This is a genomic window from Novosphingobium fluoreni (assembly GCF_014196615.1).
Classification (GTDB): Bacteria; Pseudomonadota; Alphaproteobacteria; order Sphingomonadales; family Sphingomonadaceae; genus Novosphingobium; species Novosphingobium fluoreni.
Genome location: NZ_JACIDY010000006.1, coordinates 1 through 26030 on the forward strand (window position 1 = coordinate 1; position 26030 = coordinate 26030).

Consider the following 26030-nt stretch of genomic DNA (forward strand, 5'->3'; position numbering starts at 1 on the left):
CACTCCACCCGCCGCCGCATCGCCCTGTCCTTGCGCAAACTGCGCAACAAGACACTCGAAAACCCCTGGAAAAAACACGACAATATCCCGCTGTAAGCGGCTGGCCTAAACGCCGGGCGGACAGTCCCTACGTGTCGTGCTAGACGACCGATCGATTTGCCCCTCCATCGCGGTGTCGCCAATGCCGCAGGGGGGAAGCTAGAGGACCCATTCATGGAAGACATCTACATCGTCAGTGGCGTGCGTACGCCGGTTGGGGATTTCGGCGGCTCGCTCAAGTCGTTCTTGCCGGCGGACCTGGGTACCTTGGTCGCGATCGAAGCGATCGAGCGCTCTGGCGTCGCGCCCGCCGATGTGGGCCATGTCATTGTTGGCCAGGTCATGCCGACCAGCGCGCGTGACGAGATGCTGAGCCGCGTGATTGCGCTGAAGTCGGGCATCCCGGCTGAGGTTCCGGCGCTCACTCTGAACCGCCTCTGCGGTTCGGGGGTTGAGGCGATCGTCTCCGCCGCGCGGCTGATGCAGTTGGGCGAGGCGGACATCACGTTGGCCGGCGGCGCGGAATCGATGAGCAACGTGCCTTATCATGACCACGGTGTGCGCTGGGGCAAGAAGATGGGCGCGAACACCCAGGAAGACGCGCTGACGCTGGGCCTGTCCGATGCGATCGGCGGCTATCACATGGGTGTGACGGCAGAGAACGTAGCCGAGCGTCATCAGGTCGGCCGCGGGGAGATGGACGCACTGTCCGTCACCAGCCACCAGCGCGCCGCCAAGGCGATCGCGGAAGGCCGGTTCAAGGACCAGATCCTGCCGGTGGAGATCAAGACCCGCAAGGGGACGGCCACCTTCGACACCGACGAGCATGTGAAGGGTGACACCTCGATCGAGGTGCTGGCCGGAATGCGCGCCGCTTTCAAGAAGGACGGCTCGATCACGGCGGGCAATGCGTCCGGTATCAACGATGGCGCTGCCATGGTGGTCCTGGCCACCGGCGCCGAAGTGGAAAAGCGCGGCCTCAAACCGTTCGCTCGCATCGTCGCCTGGGGTCATGCCGGCGTTGAGCCTGAGTACATGGGCGAAGGTCCGATCCGCGCCGTTCCGGTAGCGCTCAAGCGCGCCGGCCTGACGCTGGAGCAGATCGACGTGATCGAGAGCAACGAGGCGTTCGCCGCACAAGCTTGCGCCGTCTCGCGCGCACTGGGCTTTGATCCGGAAAAGACAAACCCCAATGGCTCGGGCATCTCGATCGGCCACCCGGTCGGCGCGACTGGCACGATGCTGACGGTGAAGTGCATGTACGAGCTGCAGCGCACCGGAAAGCGCTATGGCCTGATCACGATGTGCATCGGCGGCGGCCAGGGTATCGCCATGGTGATCGAGAACGTGAAGGCTGCCGCGGCATGAAGCTGGGGCGCATGAATCACATCGGCGTTGCCACGCCGGACCTCGATGCCGCGATCGCGCACTACCGCGATGTCATGGGCGCGACCGACATCACCGAGCCTTTCGTGCTGGAAAGCCAGCAAGTGCGCGTGTGTTTCGTCAACACGCCGGGTGAGAACGGCACGGCAGGCACGCAGGTGGAGCTGTTGCAACCCACCACGCCGGACAGCGCGGTGGGCAAGTGGCTGGAGAAGAACCCACTCGGCGGGCAACATCACATCTGCTACGAAGTGCCTGATATCCTTGAAGCCAAGGCGTGGTTCGAAGGGCAGGGCAAGCGCGTGTTGGGCGAACCGCGCATCGGCGCGCACGGTACCCTGATCTTCTTCGTCCACCCCAAGGACATGGGTGGCCAGCTGACCGAGATCATGGAAACCCCGAAGGAAGCGCACTGATTTGGCGTGGGAGCGAGGTTGACCTTGCTCCGGCCGGTTTGATCGGGTGACCGCCAGGCGGCGTTAGAGACAGCGGCGAGGCAGGCCTCTCGCCCGCCCGCATGTGAGGAATGGATGATGAGCGACAAGCCCACGATCGAAACCAATCCCGGTGAAGACAGCGGCGCCGCGCCGGACGCGCGCCGGTTGCCGGAGCCGTCGGTGCAGGCCGACCTCGCGAAATGGCAGGCGGCGGCCGACAAGGAGGTCAAGGGCAAGGACCTGATCTGGCAGACGCCTGAGGGGATCGCCGTCAAGCCGCTCTACACCGCCGAGGACGTGACCGCCGATCCTGGTCTGCCAGGCTTCGCGCCGTTCACGCGCGGTGTGCGCGCATCGATGTACGCGGGCCGCCCCTGGACGATCCGCCAATACGCGGGCTTCTCGACCGCCGAGGAATCGAACGCGTTCTACAAGCGCAACCTGGCGGCGGGCCAGAAGGGCCTTTCGGTCGCGTTCGACCTGGCGACGCACCGCGGCTACGATTCCGACCATCCCCGCGTGACGGGTGACGTGGGCAAGGCGGGCGTCGCGATCGACACGCTTGAGGACATGAAGATCCTGTTCGACGGCATCCCGCTCGACAAGATGTCCGTGTCGATGACGATGAACGGCGCGGTGATTCCGATCCTGGCGTTCTTCATCGTCGCGGGGGAGGAGCAGGGCGTTGATCGCAAGCTGCTCGACGGGACCATCCAGAACGACATCCTCAAGGAGTTCATGGTCCGCAACACTTACATCTATCCGCCCGAGCCGAGCATGCGGATCATCTCGGACATCTTTGGCTACACCAGCCGCGAGATGCCCAAGTTCAACTCGATCTCGATTTCCGGCTATCACATGCAGGAAGCCGGCGCGACGCAGGTGCAGGAACTGGCCTTCACCATCGCCGACGGCATGGAATACGTGAAATACGGCGTCGCATCGGGCCTCGATATCGACAAGTTCGCCGGGCGCCTCAGCTTCTTCTTCGCCATCGGCATGAACTTTTTCATGGAGATTGCCAAGCTGCGCGCCGCGCGCGTGCTGTGGCATCGGGCGATGACGCAACTGGGCGCGCAGGATGAACGCTCCAAGATGCTGCGCACCCATTGCCAGACGTCCGGCGTATCGCTGCAGGAGCAGGACCCCTACAACAACGTGGTTCGCACCACGATCGAGGCCATGGCCTCGATGCTGGGCGGCACCCAGTCGCTGCATACGAATGCGCTGGACGAGGCGATCGCGCTGCCGACCGACTTCTCGGCCCGGATCGCCCGTAACACCCAGATCATCATCCAGGAAGAGACCGGGATGACCAAGGTGGTCGATCCCCTGGGCGGCTCCTACTACATCGAGGCGCTGACGCAGGAACTGGTCGATCAGGCGTGGGAAATCATTGAGCGCGTGCAGTCCGAAGGCGGCATGGCCAAGGCGGTTGCGGCCGGATGGCCGAAGGCGATGATCGAGACCGCCGCCGCCGCTCGTCAGGCGCGGGTCGATCGTGGCGATGACGTGATCGTCGGCGTCAACAAATATCGATTGGCCAGCGAGGACTTGCTCGAAACCTTGGAGGTCGACAACGCCAAGGTCCGCGAAGGGCAGATCGCCCGCATCGCCAAGACCAAAGCTGAGCGTGACAACGAAGCCTGCGAGGCGGCACTCAAGGCCTTGCGTGAGGGTGCGGCCAAGCCTTCGAGCCTGGAAAACAACCTGCTGGCGCTCGCCGTGGAGTGCGCCCGGGCGCGCGCGACGCTGGGCGAAATCTCGTCTGCCATGGAAGAGAGCTTCGCGCGCTATGGCACGCAACCGACCCCGGTGAAGGGAGTCTATTCCGCGCCTTATGCGGGCGACAGCCGTTGGCAGCAGGTGGTGGATGGTGTGGCCGCGGTCGAGCGCCGCCTGGGTCGCAAGCCCAAGCTGATGGTTGCCAAGATGGGCCAGGACGGCCACGATCGCGGCGCGAACGTGATCGCCTCGGCCTTTGGCGACATGGGCTTCGATATCGTATCGGGTCCACTGTTCCAGACGCCGGAAGAAACGGTGGTGCTGGCGCTGGAGCACGATGTCGATGTGGTCGGTGCATCCAGCCTCGCCGCCGGGCACAAGACGCTCATCCCCGAACTGATCCAGCGCCTGCGTGAGCAAGGCCGCAATGATATCAAGGTGATCGCGGGTGGCGTTATTCCGCCGCAGGACTATGAGTACCTGCGCAACGCCGGTGTGCAGGGTATCTATGGCCCAGGCTCGAACGTGGTAGAGTGCGCCGCCGATGTGCTGCGCCTGCTGGGCCACAACATGCCGCCGGCGGGCGATGAACTGCAGGCTGCGGAGTAAGCATGACCGACGCACGTACCGACTGGACTCGCGAAGAGATCGCGGGGCTTTTCGATCTCCCGTTCACCGAGTTGGTCTATCGCGCCGCCGAGGTGCATCGGCGCAGCTTCGATCCGGCGGAGGTCCAGCTATCCACGCTGCTTTCGATCAAGACCGGCGGCTGTGTGGAGGATTGCGGCTATTGCTCGCAGTCCGTCTCGGCCAATAGCGGCGTCAAGGCGACCAAGCTGCTGGAAGTGCAGCAGGTGCTGCAACGCGCCGCCCAGGCGAGAGATGCCGGTTCCACGCGGTTCTGCATGGGTGCCGCCTGGCGCAATCCCAAGGACCGCGACATGCCTGCCATCATCGAGATGGTGCAGGGCGTGCGCTCCATGGGCATGGAAACCTGCATGACGCTGGGCATGCTGACGCCCGCTCAGGCGGACATGCTGAGCGAAGCCGGGCTCGATTACTACAACCACAACATCGACACTTCGCCAGAGCGCTACGATCAGGTGATCACCACGCGCACGATGGACGATCGGCTCGATACCCTATCAAACGTACGCATGGCCGGGATCAACGTCTGCTCGGGCGGCATCGTGGGCATGGGAGAGACGCGCGCCGATCGCGTCGGATTCATCCATACCTTGGCGACTTTGCCGGATCATCCGCAGTCGGTGCCGATCAACGCGCTGGTGCCGGTGAAGGGCACGGTGCTGGGCGACATGCTGGCCGATACGCCGCTCGCCAAAATCGACGATGTGGAATTCGTGCGCACCGTGGCGGTGGCGCGGATCACGATGCCGGGATCGATGGTCCGCCTTTCCGCCGGACGTGAGTCCATGTCGGAAATGACGCAGGCGATGTGCTTCCTGGCTGGCGCGAACTCGATCTTCACCGGCGACAAGCTGCTGACCGCGCCCAATGCGGGCGACGACAACGACATGGCGATGTTCGCCCGGCTTGGCCTGAAGCCCATGGCGATCGACCTGACCCCGGCCGAAGTCGAGGCGCAGCGCATGCCCAAGGGTTGCGCGAAACTGGAAGCGGCAGAGTGATCCTGGCGCTCATCCTTGCCGCAGCGACTCCTGCACCTGACTGCCGGAATGCCATGACCCAGGCGGACATGAACATCTGCGCGGGGCAACAGCGCGAAGCGGCGGACAAGGCGTTGAACGCCACCTGGAAGCGTGCGTCCGACATCGCCCGCAGCAGGTCACGTGCCGACTTCAACTTGTTGCTGGACGCGCAGCGCAAGTGGCTGGCCTATCGCGATGCGCAATGCGTGGCCGAAAATGGCCGACGGGGGCCGGATAGCGGTTCGATGTGGCCGATGCAGCAAAGCGCCTGCATCACCGGCTTGACCCAGGAGCGGACCAAGCGCTTGCGGATCTATATCGACGCCCCGCGCTGATGCATCTTGAGCATGATGCGTCTGCCGGAGCGGCGGACGAAATAGCCTTCGCCGATTTTCTGAAGATTGATATTCGCGTTGGGACGATCATCGCCGCGGAAGTTTACGAAGGCGCGCGCAAGCCCAGCCTGAAGCTGCGGATCGACTTTGGCCCCGGCATCGGCGAGCGGCGCAGCGTGGGCCAGATGGCCGCGCTCTACACGCCTGAGGAACTGATCGGGCGGCAAGTGGCCGGCGTGGTCAACTTCCCACCCCGCCAGATTGGCCGGGCGTTGTCCGAAGCGCTGACCCTGGGTTTCGCCGATGAAGCGGGCAGAGTCGTGCTGTTCTCACCCGACCGCCCGGTGCCCAACGGCTCTCGCCTGTTCTGATCCACCCCGCCTCGCTCATAAAAAGCGGAGGCGAGGGGGGGGCGGTCTCTAAATCGCCCCAGGATCGGCCAGCAGCTTCCCCAGCGAGAACTTAAGGATCACGAACGCGACCAGCCCGACTGTCGCCGCGCCGACGTGGAGCAGCCAGAACTGCACCGTGTCCATGGTGGAGTACCAACCGCCTACCGTGCCCACGATCTTGTTCGAGGCGAAGAAGGCCAGGTAGTAGAGTCCGACGACCGTGCCCGCCATCGCCTTGGGGGCGACCTTGGTGAACAAGGCTAGGCTGACCGGCAGGGTGTGGCCGAAGCCGATCGAGTTCAGGATGTGGAACATGACCGGCCAGAACAGGCCGATCTTGCCGTCGCCCCCGGTAGCGGCCGCGATCACCAGGCACAGGGCGCCCGCGACGGTGAAGACGCTGCCGATGATCATCTTGCCCAGTTCGTCCGGCTCGCGGCCGGTGCGGGCGGAGTACCATTTCCAGAAAGCGGTAACGGCGACGAGGAGGGTGAAGCTGGTGGTGGCGTCCAGTGTCACCATCCAGCTTGTCGGCACGGTATAGCCCGCGAAAGTGAGCTGGAATTTTTCGTCCGCCCAGACCAGGTAGGCGTTGAAAATCTCCTGGTTGACCAGCAGCGCCACGGCCAGCACCGGAATCAGGCACAGCAGCACGATCAGGCGCGGCACTTCGCTGCGCTGCAATTTCTCGCGCGGGGCGGCGGTGCCCTTGGCGGGGCGGTTGTCTTCCGGCAACCAGGGGCGGGCGTAGAGGTACAACACCAGGCCCGCCACCATGACGATACCCGCACAGCCAAAGCCGTAGTGCCAGCCCAGCTTCTCGCCCAGTGTGCCGGACACGAGCGGAGCGGCGATGACGCTGACTTGTATCGCGATGTAGAACAATTGGAACGCCGTGGCGCGGCGCAAGTCCTTCGGGCCGTAGAGCTCGCCCACCTGGGTCGCGATGTTGCCCTTGAAAAGGCCGACGCCGACCACCAGCGAAAGAAGCGCGAACAGGAAGGCACCCTCAAACGCCATCAGGAAGTGGCCCAGTGCCATCACGATGCTGCCCGCGATCAAGGTGGCCCGGCGGCCCAGCCAGCGATCGGCGATGATCCCGCCCAGAATCGGCGTCAGGTAGACCAAGGCGGTATAATCGCCGAACAGCGCGGAGGCGAGGGGCTGGCCCTGCATGCCGCCGTACCAGCCGTTCTGAAGCGCTTGGAGCCCGACGACGTTGCCGATCTTCTCCGGCAGCAGCAGGTACTTGACCATGTAGAGCACCAGCAGCGTCTGCATGGAATAATACGAGAAACGTTCACACCCCTCTACGAAGGAGAGGAAACCCAGGCCTTTGGGATGGCCCAGAAAGGCCCGGTCGGATTTGTCCCGAATGGGGTCGAGATCGACGGGCGGTGTGGCTTCTGCGGTGGTCATGAACCGGGTGGACCCTTCTTGGAAGAGGAGGGTCTAGGGCGTTGCCATCCCGCTGTCACGATCAAGGCTGTCCCGCTCCTGCGTGACGCGGCGTGGACTGGTGAAAGAGGCGGGGCCAGCAAAAAGGCGGCAGGCCCCGATGAACCTGCCGCCCCGTGCGCCTCCGATACGGGATGGCGCAACGCCGCCCCCGGTGGCAAACTTGTCAGATCACTCTAAAACAGCGGGTAAGTCATGCCGTAGTGCCCGTAGACTTGCCGGGCGTAGATTTCGTCCCAAGTGGGATCGCCATCGTTGTACCGTGGCGCGCCTTCCAGCTTGTCCTTTTCCAGATCGACAACGTATCCGCCCTGCTTAGCGTCGTAGGAAAGCAGGTCCCACGGCAGCGGGTAATACTCATTGCCGATGCCCAGGATGCCGCCGAATTCCATCACCGCATATTCGACCTGGCCGCTCCGCTTGTTGACCATGAAGTTGCGGATGAAGCCCAGACGATCGCCGCGCGGATTGTAGACGCGGGTGCCCTCCACCTTGTCGGAAGAAATCAGGCGATCAGTCTCGCCGATGGCGACGGGCTCGGTCATGGAAGACGGCTTCTTATTGCGAGAAGTCCATGCCAAATATCAACGCAACAAGGCGGCGGATGGTTGCAGTGCGAGCTCAGGCGGTGGCGGAGACGCGCATCTGCTGATCGAGGAATGCGGAGACATCCTGCAGGTCGACCTGCTTGTCTAAGAAGGCCACGCCAATGCCTTTCATCAGCACGAAGGGCAGGGTGCCCGCATCCATCTTCTTGTCATGCAGCATATGCCCGACGAGAACCTTGCCGTCGCAATTCAAGCCGAGCGATGCGAGATCGGCAGGCAGCCCGATCGCCGCGATGTGGCTGGCGACACGCTCCGCTTCCGTCTCGGGCATCAGTCCTGTGCGTGCGGAATAGCGGGCCGCCAGGACCATGCCCATCGCCACCGCTTCACCGTGCAGCATGCGATCCGAAAAGCCGGTTTCCGCCTCCAGGGCGTGGCCGAACGTATGCCCAAGGTTCAGCAGCGCGCGCGTGCCGCTGCGTTCGAATTCATCCTCGGCCACGATGCGGGCCTTGGCTGCCACGTTATGCGCCACCGCTTCTTCGCGTAGCGCCTGGTCTCCCGCCAGCATGGCCGCGCCGTTTTTCTCACACCAGTCGAAGAAGGCCGCATCGCCCAGCAGGCCATACTTCACCACTTCGGCATAGCCCGCCCGCAGCTCGCGGCGCGGCAGGGTGGCCAGCAGGTCGAGATCGGCCAGCACCAGCGATGGTTGATGGAACGCGCCGACCAGGTTCTTGCCCGCGGAAGTGTTGATCGCGGTCTTGCCGCCGACGCTGGAATCGACTTGCGCCAGCAACGTGGTGGGGATCTGGATGAAGTGGCAGCCGCGCTTCAGGATCGAGGCGCAAAATCCCGTCAGGTCTCCGATCACGCCGCCGCCCAGCGCGATGATGTGATCGTTGCGCTCCACCTCAAGAGCTAACAGCCAATCGACCGTGGCGGCCAGCTCGGCCCAGCTCTTCGTCTGCTCACCCGGAGGCAGGATGCGCCATGCAGGCTCATGCCCGGCATCGCGCAAGGCTTGCTCCACCACGGCGCCCCAGTGTTTATGGACATTGGCATCGGTGATGATGGGAACGACGCGTTTGCGCAGGCGGTCCTGGCAATACTGCGCCAGGTTGGGCAGTAGCCCGTCTCCCACGTGAACCTGATAAGGACGGCCAGCGATATCGACAGCGATCAAAGCCATTGTGCGATGCCTTCCAGAACGCGGTGGACGGTTTGGGTATGCGGGCCGCTGGCGCTGATCACGTGTATCGGGGCCAGCGAGTAATGCGGCCGCCGATCTTCGCGCAGGCGATGGAGTATCTCCCTAGGATTGCCGTCACGCAGCAGCGGGCGTTTGTCGGTGCGGGCGGTCCGCTCGACCAGGGTATCGACATCGCTATCCAGCCACACGGTGATCGCGCGGGACAGGATCAGATCGCGCGTGGCGGCATTGCAGAACGCGCCGCCGCCGGTGGCGATCACGGTGTGCTTCGCGCCTTCGGTCAGCAATCGTGTGATCACGCGGCGTTCGCCATCGCGGAAATAATCTTCCCCGTAAGCGGCGAAAATCTCGGGGATAGTCATCCGGGCTGAACGCTCGATCTCGTCATCGGCATCGACGAACGGCCAGCCCAGCAATCCGGCCACCCGCCGGCCGACGCTGGACTTGCCAACGCCCATCATCCCGACCAGAACGACCGGACGATCGATCCGCCGCGCCAGTTCGGCGATCTGCTGATCGGAAAGTCGGGGCGGCGATGTGTCCATTGCAGCGGCCCCTATAGTTGCGCTAGGTCGGCGCGCAAGCATCCTTGAGGAAGTCTGGTGACGGGTCGCAATGGGCAGCGCGAGATACGGGCGCAGCGCAAGATAAGGCGAGTGGCGATGTTGACGCTGGTAATCCCGATGGTCGCGCTGCTTGGCTATGCCTGGACCGATGGCGGCCGCCAGCCGATGCGCGATATCGTTCAGCCGCTGCCGGTGCCAAGGGCCGGCAAATGAGGCGTTCCGTTCTGCTCACCGGCGCGGCGCTCGCGCTGACTTCGGCTTTGGCTTTGGCCCAAGGTGCTCCGGAATCGCTGCTGCCGCCCGGCTTCAACGAACCGGCCAGCGCGCCACCTCCTGCCGCCAAGGCGCGGCCCGCACCCCGCCCGCAGGCGAGTGCCGCAGCGCCGACATCTACGGCATCGTCAGCCGCTTCGCCTTCAGCCACCGCTACGTCCACGCCCGTAGTGCAGGCTTTGCCGGGCGAAACCATCCCCGGCGGTTCGACGGCAGCGGGCATCGCCGATCCGACGGGAGAAGGCACGCTGAAGCGCTTGCCCTCCCTGGAAGAGCTGGCGCGGATGACGCCTGAGGATTTCCAGGATCTGCTGGGCCTCAAGCCCGATTTCGACATGCCCAACGGCGCGCGTCGTGCGATGACGCAGGTCGGCGTGATCGACACCAGCGAAGGCGGCCTCGATGGGGCCGTGCTGGCGGGACAGAACGGGCGCCTCGTCCGCCTGGCGATCGCCGCCAATCGCGGCGACATGGTTTCGCGCTGGGGACATATCCTGCTGCGCCGCGCGCTGGCATCGCGCCTCGATGCGCCACGCGGCATGAATCCGCAGGAATTTCTGGCGCTGCGCGTCGGACTGCTGCTGCGCATGGGTGAGGTGGAAGCCGCCCGCGCCGTGCTGCAGGACATGGACGCGGGCAACTACACGCCCGACGTCGTTGGCGTGGCACTGGATGTTTATGGCGCGAACGGTGATTTCACCGGCGCTTGCCCGATGCTCGCCACGCAAGGGTCGCTGCGCGACGATGCGCCGTGGAACGTAGCCAAGCAGATTTGCAGCGCGTTTCGCGGCAACGGGGCCGCGGCGCTCGCCCAGCTGGAGCGCTACCGCTATCGCGGCACGATGTCGCGCATCGATCTCCTCCTGGCGGAAAAGTATGCCGGGGCGGCGGGACGTTCGCGCAAGGCTGTGACGATCGAGTGGGACGGCGTCGATGATATGACGCCGTGGCGCTATGGCCTTGCCAATGCCGTGGGCCTCAATCCGCCAGAGGCTTTGATGAAGAACGCCGGCCCGCGCTTCGCTCCGTTGACGGCGCTGGCTCCGATGGTGGGGCTGACGCGACGGGCGGCGGCGGCAGACGGCGCGGCAGCCACCGGCGTCCTGTCCAGCGCGGCGATGGTCGACCTCTATGGCCAGCTTTATGCCGAGCCGGATGTCACGGGCGAATGGTCCGATCGCGCGGAAAAATTGCGCGACGCTTACGTGCTGGACGATCCGGCCGGCCGGCTCTCCGCGATACGCTCCTTGTGGGACGGAGTGAAGGACGCGCCCAACGATTATTCACGCAAGGTGCTAACGGCGTACGCCGCCGCGCGCCTGCCTGCCAGCGAGCAGATGGTGGACAGCGCCGGGCCGCTGATCGCCTCGATGCTGGCGGCGGGGCTGGACGCCAATGCGATGCGTTGGGCAAACGTGGTGAACGCCGGTAGCCAGGGCTGGGGTATGCTGGTTTGCGCTGCGCCTAACAGATCAGACGAAGTGAGCAGTGGCGATATCAGTTCGTTCGTCGATGGCGACGATAGCGATGGCAAGCACCGATCCGGCTTGTTGGTAGCGGGCTTGGCCGGGCTCGGGCGGATCGGGTCTGGCACGGCGGGCAGCTATTCCTCCAGCCTTGGCCTCAACCTGGGCAGCGCCACGCGGTGGAGCCGCACGATTGACGATGCGGCGCGCCAGAACGATGTCGTCACGGTCGCATTGCTCGCCGGGCTGGGAATGCAGGGCACGCAATGGTCGCAAATGACGCCGCGGTATCTCTACCATATCGTCTCGGCGCTGCGGACCGTGGGGCTCGATGCCGAAGCGAGGATGATCGCTGCCGAAGCGGTCGCCCGCGCCTAGGCCCGGAATGGGCGTACCGCGCAAGGAAAAGGCTGCGGTCAGCGCCACGATCGAGCAATTTCTGGCGATGCTCGCGGCCGAGCGCGGCGCGGCGCGCAATACCCTTGAGGCATACCGCCGCGATCTGTTGGCAGCGCAACTTGCGATCGGTGATCCGGCGCTGGCCGAGGCAGACGCCCTGGCCTCCCTCGGCGCGGTTTGGGCAGACCTTGCCCCCGCCAGTCTGGCGCGGCGATGCTCGGCACTGCGTCAGTTCTACGGGTTCCTGGTGGATGAGGGCCTGCGCGACGATGACCCATCGCCGGCCCTGCCGTCCACGGTGACCCGGCGACCCCTGCCGCGCCTGTTGAGCCAGGAGGACGTCACCCGCCTCCTCACGCGCGCAGAGGAGGAGGCCGCGTCCGATCGATCAGATGCCGTTCGCCTGCTGTGCCTGCTGGAACTGCTTTACGGGTCAGGCTTGCGTGCGAGCGAGCTGGTATCGTTGCTGGTGAATGCGGTGCCGCGCGATGCGCCTTTTCTCCATGTAGCGGGGAAGGGCGGCCAGCAGCGCATGGTGCCCGTCAGCACGCGCGCTCGCCACGCGCTGTCGCGGTGGCTGGCGCTGCGCCGGTCCACTTCGCGACACTTGTTCCCCTCGCATGGCGTGGACGGCCACCTGACGCGTGTGCGATTGTTCCAACTGCTGCGGGCTCTGGCGGCGAGGGCGGACATCGATCCGACGCGCGTTTCGCCCCACGTATTGCGCCATGCCTTCGCCACGCACTTGCTGGAAGGCGGCGCGGATCTGCGGGTCTTGCAGATGCTGCTGGGCCATGCGGACATTTCGACGACGCAGATCTACACCCATGTCGATAGCGCACGGCTGGTCGAGCTGGTCAATGCCAGGCACCCTCTGGCGCGGATGAGCGATCTCTAGGAGGGAACACGAAGCCGGAATCGCGGTTTTGCCGAGAGAGATTGTGGGTAAATTGGGGATCAAAATGAAGACGACACGGCGCAAGCTTGCATTGGGTTCCGCGTTGGCATTGTCCACGGCTGGGCTGGCCGGTTTCGCCGGCGTGGCTGGACCGGCCGGGGCGCAAGCCGTCGATTCGATCAGCGCATCTGACAAGGCGCAGGGCGCAAAGGCCAATCCCGAACTGACCGCGGAATTCGGCGGTCGGTTGACCGGCCCTCAGGCGACATATGTGGAATCGGTCGGCAAGACGATCGCGCTGCAATCCGGCCTCAGCAACGCCCGCAGCGATTTTACCGTGACCTTGCTGAACTCCCCCGTGAATAACGCCTTCGCGATCCCGGGCGGCTACATCTACGTCACGCGCCAGCTGACCGCGCTGATGAACAACGAAGCCGAACTCGCCGGTGTTCTCGGCCACGAAGTCGGCCATGTTGCCGCGCGCCACTCGAACAAGCGGCAGAAGGCGGCGCAGCGCAATTCGATCCTGGGCGCGCTGGGCTCCGTGCTTTCGGGCGCGATCCTGGGGGACAGCGGCTTCGGGCGCATCGGCCAGCAGATATTTTCCCAAGGTTCGCAATTACTGACCTTGCGCTTTTCACGCACGCAGGAACTGGAAGCGGACAAGCTGGGGATCACTTACCTGCGTAGAGCGGGTTACGATCCGCGGGCCATGTCCACCGTGCTGGAAAGCCTGGCGCGGCAGAACGCCCTCGAATCGCAACTGCGCGGCAGCACCAGCCAGACACCGGAGTGGGCTTCGACTCACCCCGATCCGGCGTCCCGCGTCCGCGATGCGCTGGTTCAGGCCGGAGCCAACGCCACTGGCACGACCAACCGGGACAAGTTCCTGGCAGGCATAGACGGCCTGACCTACGACGATGATCCGCGCCAGGGCATCGTCGATGGGCGCAAGTTCACACACCCCGAATTGCGCCTGGCGTTCGACGCGCCGGAAGGCTTCTATCTGGTCAACGGTGCGAAATCGGTTTCGATCACCGGGCAATCGGGCAAGGCGGAGTTCTCTTCCGCCAGCTTCAACGGCAATCTCGATACCTATGTCGCCAATGTCTTTGCGGGTCTTACCGGATCGGGCCAGCCTGGCGTCAGGCCCGAATCTCTGGAAAGCACCACCGTGAACGGCCTTCCCGCACGCTATGGCGTGGCGACGGCGCAGACCAATAGCGGCACCATGGACGTCGCTGTGTTTGCCTACGATTTCGGGAATGGCAAGGCGTACCACTTCGTCACGATCACCCAGGCGGGCGGCGCGGGCGCGTTCAACACCATGTTCCGCTCGATGCGGCGGATAACGGCGGCGCAAGCCGGATCGGTGAAGCCACGCCGGCTGTCGGTGGTGACCGTGAAAGCGGGCGATACCGTGCGATCGCTATCGTCGCGCATGGCTTACTCCGACGCGCCCTTGGACCGCTTCCTGGTGCTGAACGGCTTGCAGCAGGATGCCCGATTGACGCCGGGCCAAAAGGTGAAGCTGGTCACGTACTGATTGCAGTAACGCGCACGAAAAAGGGCGGCAGGTTTCCCTGCCGCCCTAGATCTTGTCAGACTAAGCTGAGGCTTAGTTCTTCGCCTGCAGCGTCGACGAGGTCTTGTTGAAGGTCGAGGTCAGCGAAGAACCAAGGCCCGACATCGCGGTGATGGCGGCGACGGCAATCAGAGCGGCGATCAGGCCGTACTCGATAGCGGTGGCGCCCTTTTCGTCGCGGCGGAACTTGTTGAGGAACTTCATGTGCAATCTCCTGGGATGTGAACGTCTCTAACTTACCCGGTCCGTTAAGCGCTCGCCCCCCGGACAACTTGGTGACTACGGGAGAAAACTGAAAATATGTTTAATTGCCCTGGTGCGCTTTGGCGGCTTTAGCTTCGACGTAAGACCACATCTTAAGGGTTTCGCTGGCCACGCCGCTCACGGCCAGAAAGATGCCCAGCACCACGATTCCCAAGATCAGGCCGTATTCCACTGCAGATGTGCCACGGCTGTCGTGCAGCAAGGCTTTCAAATACAACCCTATTCGCATTGCCGCCTCAAAACTTCCCCAATTTGCCTCAAGGTGACACCCTAACGTGAAGACTCCGTTAAGTAGTTGCGAAGCGGCCGAGATCCGGCCGCCAACCGTTATGGTCGCCGCAGTCTCTTTACTTAATGCAGAGGGCAAAGTTCTCCTTCAGCAGCGGCCGGAAGCCGATGCGCACGGCGGACTATGGGAGTTTCCCGGCGGCAAGCTCGAATCGGGTGAGAGCTTCGAAGCCGCCCTGGTTCGCGAAATTGCAGAGGAATTGGACCTGATCGTGAGGCCCGAGAATCTCACGCCCGTGACGTTCGCCACTGGCGCGGCCGGGAATGCCGGTCGCTCGATCACGATCCTGTTGTTCTGTTGCCGTATCTGGGACGGCGAGCCGAAGCCTTTGGCAGCGGCGCAATTGGCGTGGATGGAACCCGCCATGATCGGCACGTTGGCAATGCCGCCGCTAGACTATCCGCTCGCAGAGCGCCTGAGCCAGATTCTGCAAAGCGGCTTTATCTAGCCAGCGCCGTCAGACACGAAAAAGGGCCGGGATGCGCCACGCACCCCGGCCCTTCATGTCAGCGAATATAGATCGCTTAGTTTTCCGTTGCGTCCGGCGTGGCACCCGCCTTGGCGGTGGTGTTGGCCGAAGCATCGGCGCTGGCCGGCGCCGTGGCCGCGCTCTGGGTGGCAGCCGTCACGGCGGACTTGAACTCGGTCGCGTTCATGGTCAGCGTCAGGGCATTGTTGGCGCCCACGGTCAGGTATTGCTTGGTGATCGTCACCGGATTGCCGTCAGTCAGAGCGACCGTCACGTTATCACCTTCAACCTTTTGCACGGTGCCGACTGCAACGCCGTCCTTGCTCTTGATCGGGGCATCAGCCACCAGCGCCGCGTCCATCGCGCCGGCCGTCTTGCTTTCGGCAGCGGTGACGGCGGCATTTAGCTGCGCCTGCGTCATCGCGATCACCAGACCCTTGTCATTCTTCGCAAAGGCGGTGCCGGGCAGGGTAGCGCGCTTCGTGCCGGTGAAGACGACTGCGTTCGCGCCATCGACCTTTTCCACTGTGCCGACTTCGGCCCCCGCGGTGTCATAAACCTTCGCACCCACTGTAGGCGCAGCGGTAGCAGCCGGCGCGGCCGCAGCCGGAGCAGACGCCGCTTGAGCGAAGGCCGACATGGGCACCATGGCCGAAGCTGCCAGAGCGGCTGCGATAAGTGATTTCTTCATTACGGTCTCCTTGGTAACTCTGAATCTTGCATCGAATAACGCGGATGGTCTCAGGTCGTTCCGCCGAGACTTCAACGCGGTCACACCATTATTGGTGCGGATTACCTGCAGACTTAAAGTCACCGCCTTGAGGCAACATGAACAGCGCGTTGTACTGTGGCTGAGATGCGGGGAGGTGAGGAATTCATACGGATTGCCAACTTGCCCCGAGGGTCTGTGCCGCCTCTGCAAAGGGAACATTGCCGCCACCAATGGCTTTGAGCGAGTTAGGAGGACGGGTGGGTATGAGCGAAGCAAACGAAGACGAGGGTTCGTCGCCAACGGTATGGCGCTACGCCATGGCCACTCGCGCGCACGTCGTGATCGATGCCGCGGACTATTTCGAGCTGATGCGCGACGCCATGCGCAGCACGCGGCAGCGAGTTTTTATGATCGGCTGGGACTTTGACACCCGCATCCTGCTCTCCGCCGGTCGACGGTGGTGGACGATCGGCAAGCGGCATCGCTTTCCCGCGCGCCTCGGGTCCTTCATGCTGTGGCTCGCTCGCCAGACACCGGAGCTGGAGATCAGACTGCTGAAATGGAATGTCGCGCTAATCAAGTCGATGTTCCGCGGCACCATGGTGATCGACCTTCTGCGCTGGGCGCGAAACCCTTCGATCGATTTCAAGTTCGATTCAGCTCATCCCGTGGGCTGTAGCCATCACCAGAAGATCGTCGTGTTGGATGATCGCGTGGCGGTGTGCGGCGGTATCGACATGACGTCAGACCGCTGGGACACTCGCGAACACATCCACGATGATAAGCGACGCAAGCGGCCGACCGGGCGAAACTATGGTCCGTGGCACGATGCGACGATGATGATGGAGGGTGATGTCGCGCTGGCCCTGGGCGAGTTGGGTCGTGATCGCTGGAAAGTGGCGGGCGGGGAAGAGCTGGCGCCGTGCAAACCCCAAGAGGAAAGCCCATGGCCCGATCGCCTTCAGGCCGAGTTCGAGAATGTCGAGATCGGCATCGCCCGCACGCGCGCGGAGTGGGGCGATTGCCCCCAGGTGTCCGAGATCGAGAACCTGTTCGTCGAACAGATCGGCCGGGCAAAGCGCTTCATCTATGCCGAGACGCAATACTTCGCTTCCCGCCGCATCGCCGAAGCGATCTGCCAGCGCCTGGCTGAGCCCGATCCGCCAGAATTCTGCATCGTCAATCCGATCACCGCCGATGGCTGGCTGGAACAAGTGGCGATGGATTCGGCACGCGCCCGGCTGGTTCGCGCGGTGCGGGAGGTGGACCATGCTGGCCGGTTCCACATATTCGTGCCCTATACTACCGGTGGCGACCCCATCTACGTGCATGCCAAGCTCACGATTATCGACGATGAGATCTTGCGCATCGGCTCTGCCAACATGAACAATCGCTCTATGGGTCTCGATAGCGAATGTGATGTCTTCATTGACGTTACCCGCCCCGCCAATCGCGATGTCGGCCCCAAGATCATCGGCCTGCGCCACTCCCTGATCGCCGAACATGCCGGCATCCCAGAGGATGACGTGGGGCCACTGTTGGAAAAGCACGGCTCCATGGCGGCTATGCTTCTGGCCCTGCCGCGCACCGGCAAGCATGTGCGCCCTTTGGAATTGCCCGAGTTGAACGAGGCGGAACGCGCGCTGGCTGACAGTGCGCTGCTCGATCCCGAGCGCCCCAGCGACGTTTTTGAACCGATCGAAAAGCGCGGCTTGTTTCGGAGGCGCGGATTATTGCGAAAGCCCGGATTGCGCCGGACGTTATCGCGGGTAAAGAATAAGTTCACACGAAGGGAAACAGCATGAGCAGTCTGGTCGGACCCGATGAAGATAAGCCCACCGGAAAGCCCGCCGTTCCCGAGGAAGTGCAAGATGCGATCCGCACACTCATTCGTTGGTCGGGCGACGATCCGAACCGCGAGGGTCTGCTCGATACGCCCAAGCGTGTCGCCCGTGCGTGGAAGGAATACTGCCAAGGCTACGCCGACGATCCCGCCATTCATCTGGAACGCGTGTTCGAGGAAGTTGGCGGCTACAACGAAGTCGTCCTGCTGAAGGACATTCCGTTCCAGTCGCACTGCGAACACCACATGGCGCCGATCATCGGCAAGGCGGCGATCGCCTATCTGCCGCGCGATCACGTCGTCGGCATCTCCAAGCTGGCGCGCGTGCTGCATGGCTACGCGCGGCGGTTGCAGATCCAGGAACGCCTGACGGCCGAAGTTGCGCAATGCATCTGGGAAAACCTGAAGCCGCTGGGTGTCGCCGTGGTGATCGAGGCGAGTCACGCCTGCATGACGGCGCGCGGCGTGCGGACGCCGGGCGTCAGCATGATCACCAGCCGGATGATGGGGACGTTCCTGGACGATGAGCGTAGCCGCACCGAAGTTCTGAAGCTGATGGGTTACTGAAAACCGGCTGGCATCCCCCAGGTTTTTGAGCGGACCGGCGCGGGAAGGGCTGGAAACGTCGGCGATCTTGCGTGCAAGGCAAGCGCATGAAGGACGATTCTTGAAACCGGGGCGGGCAGATGGCGCAAAGGCGTAACGCGGTCTCGGCGCGCCACGGCTGGCTGCTGGCGATCGTGCCCGCGCTGATGCTGGGCGTCCTGCTGTGGCGGGAAGTCTGGGATGTCGATATCTTCTGGCAGTTGAAGCTGGGAGAGATGATCCTCGCTGCCCGTGCGCCGGTGTCTCAAGAGCCGTTTGCGGTGACCCATCTGGGAGAGCCGTTGAACGCGGTTGCCTGGTTGGGGCAGGCGGCGTTCGCGGCTGTTCGTCAGGCTTGGGGTTGGACGGGGCTTCGTCTGTTCGATGCGTTGTGCTGGTGCGGTGGCTTCTGGGCTGTGGCCGCAGGCTGCCGTCGTTCGGGCGCAAGGGCGATGCCGCTCACTCTCGCGTTGTTGCTGGCCTTTGGCGCCGCCTTACCTGCTGCCAGCATCCGGCCGCAGAGCTTCGGGGCTTTGTGCTTTGGCTTGCTGCTGGCTCTGCTGAAGCTGGAATTACGCGCCTGGCAAACAGTGATGCTGGGCACCATCCTGCTGGTCGCGTGGCAGAACCTGCACCCTTCTATCAGTATCGGGATAGTCGCGTTGGCCGCCCATGCTATGGCGGGCTGGGCGGTTTGGCTTCGAGACAGGACGCAGCCACGCCCGCTGGCAGCGACAATGCTTGTCCCGATCACTGCGCTCAGCGTGTTCGCGACGCCGGATGGGGCGGGTATCCTGGCGGTATCGGCGCGCAATGCGCAGGCCAGCATTTCGGTTGGTGCGAGTGAATGGCTGCCCTTGTGGATAGAAGCGAACCGCGAGAACGCAGTGCCGATCCTGCTGGTGACGCTAGTGGCGGCCTTTGCGGCGTGGCGCGATCGGCGCGCGGTATCCTGGCCCGATCTGGCGGTGATGCTGGCGTTGCTGGTGTTGACGATCAGCGCCTACCGGTTTGTCCTGTTCTGGGCGGTGGCGACGATCCCGGTCATTGCCGGGCGCGGGCGGACGCCGGAGAAGTTCGGTCGAGCGTCATGGCTGCCAGTGCTCGGCGTCGCTGCCGTAGCGGTACTGGCACCCGCCATCCGCCCCACCCGTTTCTCGGATAATCTGCCGATGACAGCGGTAGCGCGGCTGGCGCAAACGGATGCTGCCGGCACTATCATCACCGAGCCGGAATTCGCGGGCGTTTTGATCGACGCTGGCTATCCGCGCTGGCGGGTTTCGCTGGATGGCCGATACTATCGCTACACGGATGAGGAATGGCAGCGCTATGGTGCGACGCTGAACGGCAGCTATCGTCTTCGGGCGATCGAGAGACTGTACCGTCCCGCCGCGTTCGTGCTGCGGCCCAGCCACTCCGTCGCTCTCAGTAATGAGCTGGACCGGCCGAACAGCGGTTGGCGGCGCATCTATAGAGACGATGGCGCCGCCGTATGGCTTCCGCGCAGGGTTAGCCCCCGCGTGATACCGGCACCAACGCGCCGCTGACCGCTCCGGCATCCGTAGAGGCCAGAAGCACGATCACCTTGGCCACCGCTTCTGGCTTCACCCACGTCGAAGTATCGGCGTCGGGCATGTCGGCGCGGTTGGTCGGCGTGTCGATGATGCTGGGCAGGATCGCGTTCACCGTCACGCTGGAGCCGGCGAGTTCTTCCGCCAATGCTTCCGTCAGGCGATGGACGCCGGACTTGGAGGCGGCGTAGGACGCCATGCCCATTGCCCCCTTCACCGCGCCGCCAGCACCGATATTCACGATGCGTCCGGCGCTGGAATTCTTCAGCTCGGGCAGGGCCAGTTGGGTGATCGTGGCATTGGTGACCAGGTTGATCGAATGCATCTTGGTGAAGCTTTCGATCGCACCGTCTTCCAGCGTCTCCCAGGTGAAGCCGCCTGCGACGTTCACCAACACATCGATCCCGCCGTGTGCGGCGACGATCTTTGCCAGCGCGTCCTTTGTCGCCGCGGCATCGGTCAGGTCGATCCCGCCGATATCCAGAGCACCTGCGACGGGCTGATGGGGCTGGGCCGCAAAGTCGATCCGGGCCACCTTGTCGCCAAGCTGTGCGAATGCCTCGGAAACGGCTTGGCCCAAAATCCCGAAGCCGCCCGTCACGATCACCGAACGCGCCATATCAAATCCCTGCAATTGCTGTCTTCAAAAACGAAACGGGCGACCCGTGTGGCCGCCCGCAGCGTATAACTTAGAGCTTGCCGAGCATGTATTCGGCAGAGCTGACCTCGAACTTGCCAGGCTCTTCCACGTTCAGCTGCTCGACCACGCCGTCGTTGATGACCATCGAAAAGCGCTGGCCGCGCTTGCCCATGCCAAAGCCGCTGCCATCCATGGTGAGGCCGACCGCTTCGGCCAGATCGGCATTGCCGTCTGCCAGCATCGTCACGTCATCGCTGCCCGAAGCCTTGCCCCAGGCGCCCATCACGAACGCGTCGTTCACGGCGGTGCAGGCGATCTCGTCGATGCCCTTGGCCTTCAGGTCGGCAGCCTTTTCCACGAAGCCCGGCAGATGCTTGGCCGAGCAGGTCGGCGTGAACGCGCCCGGGACCGAGAACAGCGCGACGCGCTTGCCCGCGAAATACTCTGAGGACTGGACCTGATCGGGGCCATCGGCGGTAGCCTTGGTCAGCTTTACGTCAGGCAGCTTGTCTCCAACGGCGATGGTCATGGGTAAATATCCTTCCTTGGGGATGAATCGGTTCGGCGCAGATATACGGTGCTGTTGCGCCTCTACAACGGGACGGCGCGGTTAATCTGCGCTTAGGTGGACCGTTAAACTCTTGGCAACCATGGTTGGGCGATCCTCCATCATCACGGGGGATTCGGGTAGAGGTCTGGTTTTATGCGTAATTTGACCAAGCGGATGGCCATTTCCGGCCTCGGCACGGCGCTCGCAATTTCTTTCGCAGTGCCCGCCGTAGCCGCACCGGCCATGACCAATGCGGAGAAACTCTACCGCCTGGACATGATGCTGCGGGTCACCGGTGCGCAATGCAGCGCCACCACATCCGATTTTCGGCAGGACTACGCGGCGTTCTGGCAAGCGCACCGCTCCGATCTGGGTTGGGCCTCCAACACGGTGTGGAGCCGGTTGGCGCAGCGGTATGGCAACGCCAATGTCGGCCGTGCATTCGATCGGGTGAGCTACGGGATTTCCAGCGAGTTCGGCTCCGGCCACCCCTGGCTGGGCTGCGCCGACCTTAAAGCGGTGACGCACGGGCTGGCGCTGGTGCAGGGGACAGGGACGCTGGTGGAAGTCGCCGACCAGATCCTGCCCTATCGACACATCCCCCGGCGGACAGACGCGGTCTATTGATCGCACTGCATATAAAGAAAGCTTTATATTTGCCTCGATGAGCTTGGGCGGCTAAGGGACGGCACATCCAAGGCGCGCTTGTTTGGCGCGTCGCCAGACCTTGCAGGAGTTTCCCGTGGCCACTCTCGAGCTGACCAAAGACTATGCCATCGCCGATATCGGCCTTGCGGACTACGGCCGCGCCGAGATCGCGATCGCCGAGACGGAGATGCCGGGCCTGATGGCTCTGCGCGCCGAGTTCGGCGCGTCGCAGCCGCTGAAGGGCGCGCGCATCACCGGCTCGCTGCACATGACGATCCAGACCGCGGTCCTGATCGAGACACTGGTGGCGCTGGGCGCCGAGGTCCGCTGGGCCACCTGCAACATCTACTCCACCCAGGACCACGCCGCCGCCGCCATCGCCGCGAGCGGTATCCCGGTCTACGCGATCAAGGGTGAGAGCCTGGCCGATTACTGGGATTACGTCGGCAAGATCTTCGACTGGTCGACCGAAGGCGATGCGGACCTGACGGCTAACCTGATCCTCGACGACGGCGGCGACGCCACCATGTTCGCGCTTTGGGGTGCGCGGGTAGAGGCCGGCGAAAAGCTGTTCGAGCCTGGCAATGCCGAAGAGATCGAATTCGTCCGTGCGCTCAACGCCTTCCTCAAGGCGAAGCCGGGCTACCTCACCGCTTCGGTGAAGGCGATCAAGGGCGTCTCGGAAGAGACCACCACCGGCGTCCACCGCCTCTACAGCCTGGCCAAGGAAGGCAAGCTGCCGTTCCCCGCGATCAACGTGAACGACAGCGTCACCAAGTCGAAGTTCGACAATCTCTATGGCTGCAAGGAATCGCTGGTCGATGCGATCCGTCGCGCCACGGACGTGATGCTGGCCGGCAAGGTCGCCTGCGTCGCCGGTTTCGGGGACGTCGGCAAGGGCTCGGCGGCTTCGCTGCGCAATGGCGGCGCCCGCGTGATGGTGACCGAGGTCGATCCGATCTGCGCACTGCAGGCGGCGATGGAAGGCTATGAAGTCGTCACCATGGAGGAGGCGGTCACCCGCGCCGACATCTTCGTGACCGCCACCGGCAACGAAGCGGTGATCACCGCCGAGCACATGAAGGCGATGAAGCCGATGAGCATCGTGTGCAACATCGGCCACTTCGACAGCGAGATCCAGATCTCCGCGCTCGACAACTACAAGTGGACCGAAGTGAAGCCGGGCACCGACCTGGTGGAATTCCCCGATGGCAAGCAGATCCTGATCCTGGCCAAGGGCCGCCTGGTGAACCTGGGCTGCGCCACCGGCCACCCCAGCTTCGTGATGTCGGCCAGCTTCACCAACCAGACGCTCGCGCAGATCGAGCTTTGGACCAAGTCCGAGCAGTACCAGAACAGCGTCTACGTGCTGCCCAAGCACCTGGACGAGAAGGTGGCCGCCCTTCATCTGGAGAAGCTGGGCGTCAAGCTGACTGTGCTGAGCCAGAAGCAGGCAGACTATATCGGCGTGCCGCAGCAGGGCCCGTTCAAGGCCGATCACTACCGGTACTGAGGTGTGATGGGGGGCAGCCACGCTGTCCCCCTCCGCGCCCGATTTAAAGGTCAGTGTTGGGCCAAGCCGAAGCGCACTGGCGCTGTGCTTTAGTGGCTTTGACCGGCCTATGCGCAGACCGAACTCCGGGTTAGCGCATGGCAAGGGCCATCCAACCCATTGTCATAGCCTGATGCGCGCTCCATAGCCGGAAGCTGATGGACCAGGACCGTATCCTACCTGTGCTGCTCGGTTTGCTGATGGCGGCATGGACGCTGGCGGCGGCTTGGGCGATCGTTGTCTCGCGCCTGCGCCAGCGCAAGGCCGAGGCGAACCAGCGCTCCGCCCGTCGCCTGGCGCGCATGGTGGAGGAATCGCCGGCGCTACCACTGCTGGTCCGCACCGATGGCCGGATAGAGGCCTCGCCGCGCCTGGCACAATGGCTGGGGCTGGATGGCGTACCGCAATATCTCAGCGAACTGGACGGCGGCGATCGCGGGCTTGACCCTGAGGCGCTGGCACACCTGACGCAAGCGGTGCTGCGCACGCAAAAGACCGCCACGCCCTTCCGGATGGTCGCCACGCCGATGGGCTCCAATCGCAGCCTGGCGTTGCGCGGGCACTTGGCGGACCCGCAGGTATCGCCCGGCGGCGCGGCGCTCGTCTGGGTTTTCGATTTCAGCGACAGCGAGAGCGAACTGGTCACCTTGCGCCAGGAAGCCGCGCAGGCGCGGGGGGATTTTACCGCGCTCGTCTCGCTGATCGAGGCCGCGCCGATGCCGATGTGGTTCCGCCGGCCCAACGGCTCGCTGCGGCTGGTGAATTCCGCCTACGTGGCCGCCGTGGCGGGCGACAATGCGACCCAGGTGGTCAAGGATGGCGTCGAACTCATCGAGATGGTGGACGGCCTCACCGCTGCGCAAGTCGCGATGCAGGCCGCCGTCAAGGGCACGCCGATCGAGCGGCTGGTCTCGGTAACGATCGACAACCAGCGCCGCGCCTATCGCGTTCACGATCTGCCGCTCGGCAGCGAGGGCGTGGCGGGCTATGCGGTGGATGTCGAGGATCTGGAGGAGATGGCGCGCGCCTTCCGCGCCTTCCGCGAGGCGCAGCGATCGATGCTGGATCAGCTTTCGGCCGGTGTCGCCCAGTTCGATGCCAAGCGCCGCCTGACCTTCGCCAATCGTCCGTTCCAGAGCTTGTTCAAGATCGCGCCCGCCGCAATGGCCGATCCGCCCGCGTTTGAGCGTTTGCTGGATGCCGCGCGTGATAAGGGCCGCGTTCCCGAAGTGCGCGATTTTCCAGCTTGGCGGCGCGAGCGGGCGGGCTGGTTCTCGGCCAACGAGACGCAGGAAGAGGCCTGGCCGCTGGCCGATGGCACGCACTTGCGCATCGTGGCGCAGCCGGTGCCCGATGGCGGCCTTTTGCTGATCGCCGAAGATCGCACCGAGCAATTGCGCCTGTCCGCCGTGCGCGACACGCTGCTGCGCACGCGCACCGCCACGTTCGACAGCTTGTTCGAATCCATCGCCGTCTTCGCGCCGGATGGGCGGATGCAATTGTGGAACCGGCGCTTTGCTGCGGACTGGGGCCTGGAAAGCGATTTCCTGGACACGCACCCGCATGTCGAGGCGCTGCTGGGCAAGATTTCCCCTCGGCTCAAGACGCCGGCACAAGTCAAGATGGTGGGCGACGTGGTGCGCGCCGCCACGCTGGACCGCGCGCAGACCGATGGGCGGATCGTGCTGGAGGATGGCCGGACGCTGGCGTTCACCGGCGTGCCGCTGCCGGACGGCAATGGCCTGCTGACGGTGCTGGACATCAGCGATTCGCAAAATGCCGAGGCCGCGTTGCGCGATCGCAACATGGCGCTGGAAGAGGCGGACGCGGTGAAGACGCGGTTCTTGGCCAACATGAGTTACCAACTGCGCACGCCGCTAACGTCGATCGGTGGGTTTGCCGAACTGCTGCAGGCGGGTGTCGGCGGCCAGCTGAGCGAATCCGGCACCGAATATGTGCAGGCCATCATTGATTCGGCGGAGCGGCTGGGCGAGCAGATCGAGACGATCCTGGACTTGTCGCAAAGCGAGGCTGGGTTGCTCCCCCTCGCGCGCGAAGACGTGGAGCTGATGCCGCTGATCCGCACGCTGGTGGAGGAACGCTCGACCCGCATCAGCCGCGCCGGGCTGACGCTGGACCTGCAAGGCAGCAACCTGATGGGCACGATCAAGGGTGATCGCCGCCGCCTGGCCCGGGCGTTCGGCCACCTGCTGGACAATGCCATCGCCGCGACACCAGAGGGCGGGCGGATTCTGGTCCAGGTCGCGCGGGAGCGGCAGAACGGCCGCAGCGTGGCGCAAGTGGTGGTATCAGACAACGGCCCCGGCATGGCCAAGGACGTGCTCGCCAGCGCGCTTGATGGCGTGAAGATCAGTGACGACGGCACTACGATCGAACGACGGCAGGGGTTGGGCCTGCCACTGGCGCGCCAGTTGATCCAGGCCCACGGTGGCACGTTGCGTCTCTTGTCGGAGCGAGGGCAGGGCACGGCGGCGGTCGTTGAACTGCCGTGAAGCT

At 64.0% G+C, this 26030-nt stretch carries 25 protein-coding genes; 16 read left to right on the top strand and 9 right to left on the bottom strand.

All coding sequences use genetic code 11. The annotated features are described in order from the left end of the window. The first annotated feature begins 213 nt into the window (after positions 1-213). The 6 genes from bktB (at position 214) to GGR39_RS12095 (ending at position 5963) form a co-directional block, all read left to right on the top strand. Positions 214-1407 carry a beta-ketothiolase BktB gene (gene bktB, locus GGR39_RS12070; protein WP_183617385.1) on the top strand — a complete coding sequence of 398 codons (1194 nt, stop codon included), beginning with the start codon at positions 214-216 and terminating at the stop codon, positions 1405-1407. Further along, the gene (mce, locus tag GGR39_RS12075) at positions 1404-1841 is read left to right on the top strand and encodes a methylmalonyl-CoA epimerase (protein WP_183617386.1); all 438 of its coding nucleotides are present in this window, start codon (positions 1404-1406) and stop codon (positions 1839-1841) included. Before bktB ends, mce begins: the two co-directional genes overlap by 4 nt. Positions 1842-1955: 114 nt before the next feature. After that, positions 1956-4196: a methylmalonyl-CoA mutase gene (gene scpA, locus GGR39_RS12080; RefSeq protein ID WP_425490602.1), complete on the top strand. Its 2241-nt coding sequence runs from the start codon at positions 1956-1958 to the stop codon at positions 4194-4196. A 2-nt stretch (positions 4197-4198) separates the two neighbouring features. Further along, entirely contained in the window at positions 4199-5236 is a 1038-nt protein-coding gene (gene bioB, locus GGR39_RS12085; RefSeq protein WP_058738011.1) for a biotin synthase BioB, read from the top strand. Further along, positions 5233-5592: a lysozyme inhibitor LprI family protein gene (locus tag GGR39_RS12090; protein WP_343055876.1), complete on the top strand. Its 360-nt coding sequence runs from the start codon at positions 5233-5235 to the stop codon at positions 5590-5592. Before bioB ends, GGR39_RS12090 begins: the two co-directional genes overlap by 4 nt. Beyond that, positions 5592-5963: a tRNA-binding protein gene (locus GGR39_RS12095; protein ID WP_183617388.1), complete on the top strand. Its 372-nt coding sequence runs from the start codon at positions 5592-5594 to the stop codon at positions 5961-5963. The genes GGR39_RS12090 and GGR39_RS12095 overlap by 1 nt, the downstream gene beginning before the upstream one ends. Before the next feature lie 48 nt (positions 5964-6011). Here GGR39_RS12095 and GGR39_RS12100 read toward each other — a convergent pair whose 3' ends face one another. The 4 genes from GGR39_RS12100 to GGR39_RS12115 form a co-directional block, all read right to left on the bottom strand. After that, positions 6012-7403 (bottom strand): peptide MFS transporter, encoded by a 1392-nt coding sequence (locus tag GGR39_RS12100; protein ID WP_183617389.1) that lies wholly within the window; start codon positions 7401-7403, stop codon positions 6012-6014. 215 nt (positions 7404-7618) lie between these two features. Beyond that, positions 7619-7987, bottom strand: a complete 369-nt coding sequence (locus GGR39_RS12105; protein ID WP_183617390.1) for a PRC-barrel domain-containing protein — start codon at positions 7985-7987, stop codon at positions 7619-7621. A 76-nt stretch (positions 7988-8063) separates the two neighbouring features. After that, positions 8064-9182, bottom strand: coding sequence for a 3-dehydroquinate synthase (gene aroB, locus GGR39_RS12110; protein WP_183617391.1), 1119 nt, complete (start codon positions 9180-9182; stop codon positions 8064-8066). Beyond that, on the bottom strand, positions 9173-9748 hold the full coding sequence (locus GGR39_RS12115; protein ID WP_246388670.1) for a shikimate kinase: 576 nt from the start codon (positions 9746-9748) through the stop codon (positions 9173-9175). Before GGR39_RS12115 ends, aroB begins: the two co-directional genes overlap by 10 nt. A 230-nt stretch (positions 9749-9978) precedes the next feature. Between GGR39_RS12115 and GGR39_RS12120 the strand changes: the two genes are divergently transcribed. From GGR39_RS12120 to GGR39_RS12130, 3 genes are all read left to right on the top strand, one after another. Further along, entirely contained in the window at positions 9979-11886 is a 1908-nt protein-coding gene (locus GGR39_RS12120; protein WP_183617393.1) for a hypothetical protein, read from the top strand. A 7-nt stretch (positions 11887-11893) separates the two neighbouring features. Continuing rightward, positions 11894-12805, top strand: a complete 912-nt coding sequence (locus tag GGR39_RS12125; RefSeq protein WP_183617394.1) for a tyrosine recombinase — start codon at positions 11894-11896, stop codon at positions 12803-12805. A 64-nt stretch (positions 12806-12869) separates the two neighbouring features. Further along, positions 12870-14351, top strand: coding sequence for a M48 family metalloprotease (locus GGR39_RS12130; protein WP_183617395.1), 1482 nt, complete (start codon positions 12870-12872; stop codon positions 14349-14351). A gap of 72 nt (positions 14352-14423) precedes the next feature. Here the strand turns inward: GGR39_RS12130 and GGR39_RS12135 are convergent, their stop codons facing one another. Continuing rightward, positions 14424-14594 carry a Flp family type IVb pilin gene (locus GGR39_RS12135; RefSeq protein WP_183617396.1) on the bottom strand — a complete coding sequence of 57 codons (171 nt, stop codon included), beginning with the start codon at positions 14592-14594 and terminating at the stop codon, positions 14424-14426. A 100-nt stretch (positions 14595-14694) separates the two neighbouring features. After that, positions 14695-14865 carry a Flp family type IVb pilin gene (locus tag GGR39_RS12140; protein ID WP_246388671.1) on the bottom strand — a complete coding sequence of 57 codons (171 nt, stop codon included), beginning with the start codon at positions 14863-14865 and terminating at the stop codon, positions 14695-14697. 64 nt (positions 14866-14929) lie between these two features. Between GGR39_RS12140 and GGR39_RS12145 the strand changes: the two genes are divergently transcribed. Next, positions 14930-15391, top strand: coding sequence for a (deoxy)nucleoside triphosphate pyrophosphohydrolase (locus GGR39_RS12145; protein WP_343055877.1), 462 nt, complete (start codon positions 14930-14932; stop codon positions 15389-15391). 76 nt (positions 15392-15467) lie between these two features. Here the strand turns inward: GGR39_RS12145 and GGR39_RS12150 are convergent, their stop codons facing one another. Next, positions 15468-16103 (bottom strand): single stranded DNA-binding domain-containing protein, encoded by a 636-nt coding sequence (locus tag GGR39_RS12150; RefSeq protein WP_183617399.1) that lies wholly within the window; start codon positions 16101-16103, stop codon positions 15468-15470. A gap of 284 nt (positions 16104-16387) precedes the next feature. On the opposite strand from GGR39_RS12150, the gene GGR39_RS12155 reads away from it, so the two are divergent. The 3 genes from GGR39_RS12155 (at position 16388) to GGR39_RS12165 (ending at position 20099) form a co-directional block, all read left to right on the top strand. Further along, positions 16388-17929: a phospholipase D-like domain-containing protein gene (locus GGR39_RS12155; protein WP_183617400.1), complete on the top strand. Its 1542-nt coding sequence runs from the start codon at positions 16388-16390 to the stop codon at positions 17927-17929. Continuing rightward, positions 17926-18534 carry a GTP cyclohydrolase I FolE gene (folE, locus tag GGR39_RS12160; RefSeq protein WP_058737996.1) on the top strand — a complete coding sequence of 203 codons (609 nt, stop codon included), beginning with the start codon at positions 17926-17928 and terminating at the stop codon, positions 18532-18534. Before GGR39_RS12155 ends, folE begins: the two co-directional genes overlap by 4 nt. Positions 18535-18653: 119 nt before the next feature. Next, positions 18654-20099, top strand: coding sequence for a hypothetical protein (locus GGR39_RS12165; RefSeq protein WP_183617401.1), 1446 nt, complete (start codon positions 18654-18656; stop codon positions 20097-20099). On the opposite strand, the gene GGR39_RS12170 is transcribed toward GGR39_RS12165, so the two are convergent. Further along, entirely contained in the window at positions 20062-20742 is a 681-nt protein-coding gene (locus GGR39_RS12170; RefSeq protein ID WP_183617402.1) for an SDR family NAD(P)-dependent oxidoreductase, read from the bottom strand. The genes GGR39_RS12165 and GGR39_RS12170 overlap by 38 nt on opposite strands. A gap of 70 nt (positions 20743-20812) precedes the next feature. After that, positions 20813-21292 (bottom strand): peroxiredoxin, encoded by a 480-nt coding sequence (locus tag GGR39_RS12175; protein WP_183617403.1) that lies wholly within the window; start codon positions 21290-21292, stop codon positions 20813-20815. Between the two features lie 174 nt (positions 21293-21466). On the opposite strand from GGR39_RS12175, the gene GGR39_RS12180 reads away from it, so the two are divergent. The 3 genes from GGR39_RS12180 to GGR39_RS12190 all read left to right on the top strand — a co-directional run bounded on the left by GGR39_RS12180 (position 21467) and on the right by GGR39_RS12190 (position 26026). Continuing rightward, positions 21467-21940, top strand: a complete 474-nt coding sequence (locus GGR39_RS12180; RefSeq protein WP_183617404.1) for an S-adenosyl-L-homocysteine hydrolase — start codon at positions 21467-21469, stop codon at positions 21938-21940. Between the two features lie 115 nt (positions 21941-22055). Continuing rightward, on the top strand, positions 22056-23474 hold the full coding sequence (gene ahcY / locus GGR39_RS12185; protein WP_183617405.1) for an adenosylhomocysteinase: 1419 nt from the start codon (positions 22056-22058) through the stop codon (positions 23472-23474). A 197-nt stretch (positions 23475-23671) separates the two neighbouring features. Then, entirely contained in the window at positions 23672-26026 is a 2355-nt protein-coding gene (locus GGR39_RS12190) for a sensor histidine kinase (protein ID WP_183617406.1), read from the top strand. Positions 26027-26030: the final 4 nt, after the last annotated feature.

Coding starts and splice junctions, on each gene's coding strand:
- bktB (WP_183617385.1), top strand. CDS start 214: ATGGAAGACATCTACATCGTCAGTGGCGTGCGTACGCCGGTTGGGGAT.
- mce (WP_183617386.1), top strand. CDS start 1,404: ATGAAGCTGGGGCGCATGAATCACATCGGCGTTGCCACGCCGGACCTC.
- scpA (WP_425490602.1), top strand. CDS start 1,956: ATGATGAGCGACAAGCCCACGATCGAAACCAATCCCGGTGAAGACAGC.
- bioB (WP_058738011.1), top strand. CDS start 4,199: ATGACCGACGCACGTACCGACTGGACTCGCGAAGAGATCGCGGGGCTT.
- GGR39_RS12095 (WP_183617388.1), top strand. CDS start 5,592: ATGCATCTTGAGCATGATGCGTCTGCCGGAGCGGCGGACGAAATAGCC.
- GGR39_RS12100 (WP_183617389.1), bottom strand. CDS start 7,403: ATGACCACCGCAGAAGCCACACCGCCCGTCGATCTCGACCCCATTCGG.
- GGR39_RS12105 (WP_183617390.1), bottom strand. CDS start 7,987: ATGACCGAGCCCGTCGCCATCGGCGAGACTGATCGCCTGATTTCTTCC.
- aroB (WP_183617391.1), bottom strand. CDS start 9,182: ATGGCTTTGATCGCTGTCGATATCGCTGGCCGTCCTTATCAGGTTCAC.
- GGR39_RS12115 (WP_246388670.1), bottom strand. CDS start 9,748: ATGGACACATCGCCGCCCCGACTTTCCGATCAGCAGATCGCCGAACTG.
- GGR39_RS12120 (WP_183617393.1), top strand. CDS start 9,979: ATGAGGCGTTCCGTTCTGCTCACCGGCGCGGCGCTCGCGCTGACTTCG.
- GGR39_RS12125 (WP_183617394.1), top strand. CDS start 11,894: ATGGGCGTACCGCGCAAGGAAAAGGCTGCGGTCAGCGCCACGATCGAG.
- GGR39_RS12130 (WP_183617395.1), top strand. CDS start 12,870: ATGAAGACGACACGGCGCAAGCTTGCATTGGGTTCCGCGTTGGCATTG.
- GGR39_RS12135 (WP_183617396.1), bottom strand. CDS start 14,594: ATGAAGTTCCTCAACAAGTTCCGCCGCGACGAAAAGGGCGCCACCGCT.
- GGR39_RS12150 (WP_183617399.1), bottom strand. CDS start 16,103: ATGAAGAAATCACTTATCGCAGCCGCTCTGGCAGCTTCGGCCATGGTG.
- GGR39_RS12155 (WP_183617400.1), top strand. CDS start 16,388: ATGAGCGAAGCAAACGAAGACGAGGGTTCGTCGCCAACGGTATGGCGC.
- folE (WP_058737996.1), top strand. CDS start 17,926: ATGAGCAGTCTGGTCGGACCCGATGAAGATAAGCCCACCGGAAAGCCC.
- GGR39_RS12165 (WP_183617401.1), top strand. CDS start 18,654: ATGGCGCAAAGGCGTAACGCGGTCTCGGCGCGCCACGGCTGGCTGCTG.
- GGR39_RS12170 (WP_183617402.1), bottom strand. CDS start 20,742: ATGGCGCGTTCGGTGATCGTGACGGGCGGCTTCGGGATTTTGGGCCAA.
- GGR39_RS12175 (WP_183617403.1), bottom strand. CDS start 21,292: ATGACCATCGCCGTTGGAGACAAGCTGCCTGACGTAAAGCTGACCAAG.
- GGR39_RS12180 (WP_183617404.1), top strand. CDS start 21,467: ATGCGTAATTTGACCAAGCGGATGGCCATTTCCGGCCTCGGCACGGCG.
- GGR39_RS12190 (WP_183617406.1), top strand. CDS start 23,672: ATGGACCAGGACCGTATCCTACCTGTGCTGCTCGGTTTGCTGATGGCG.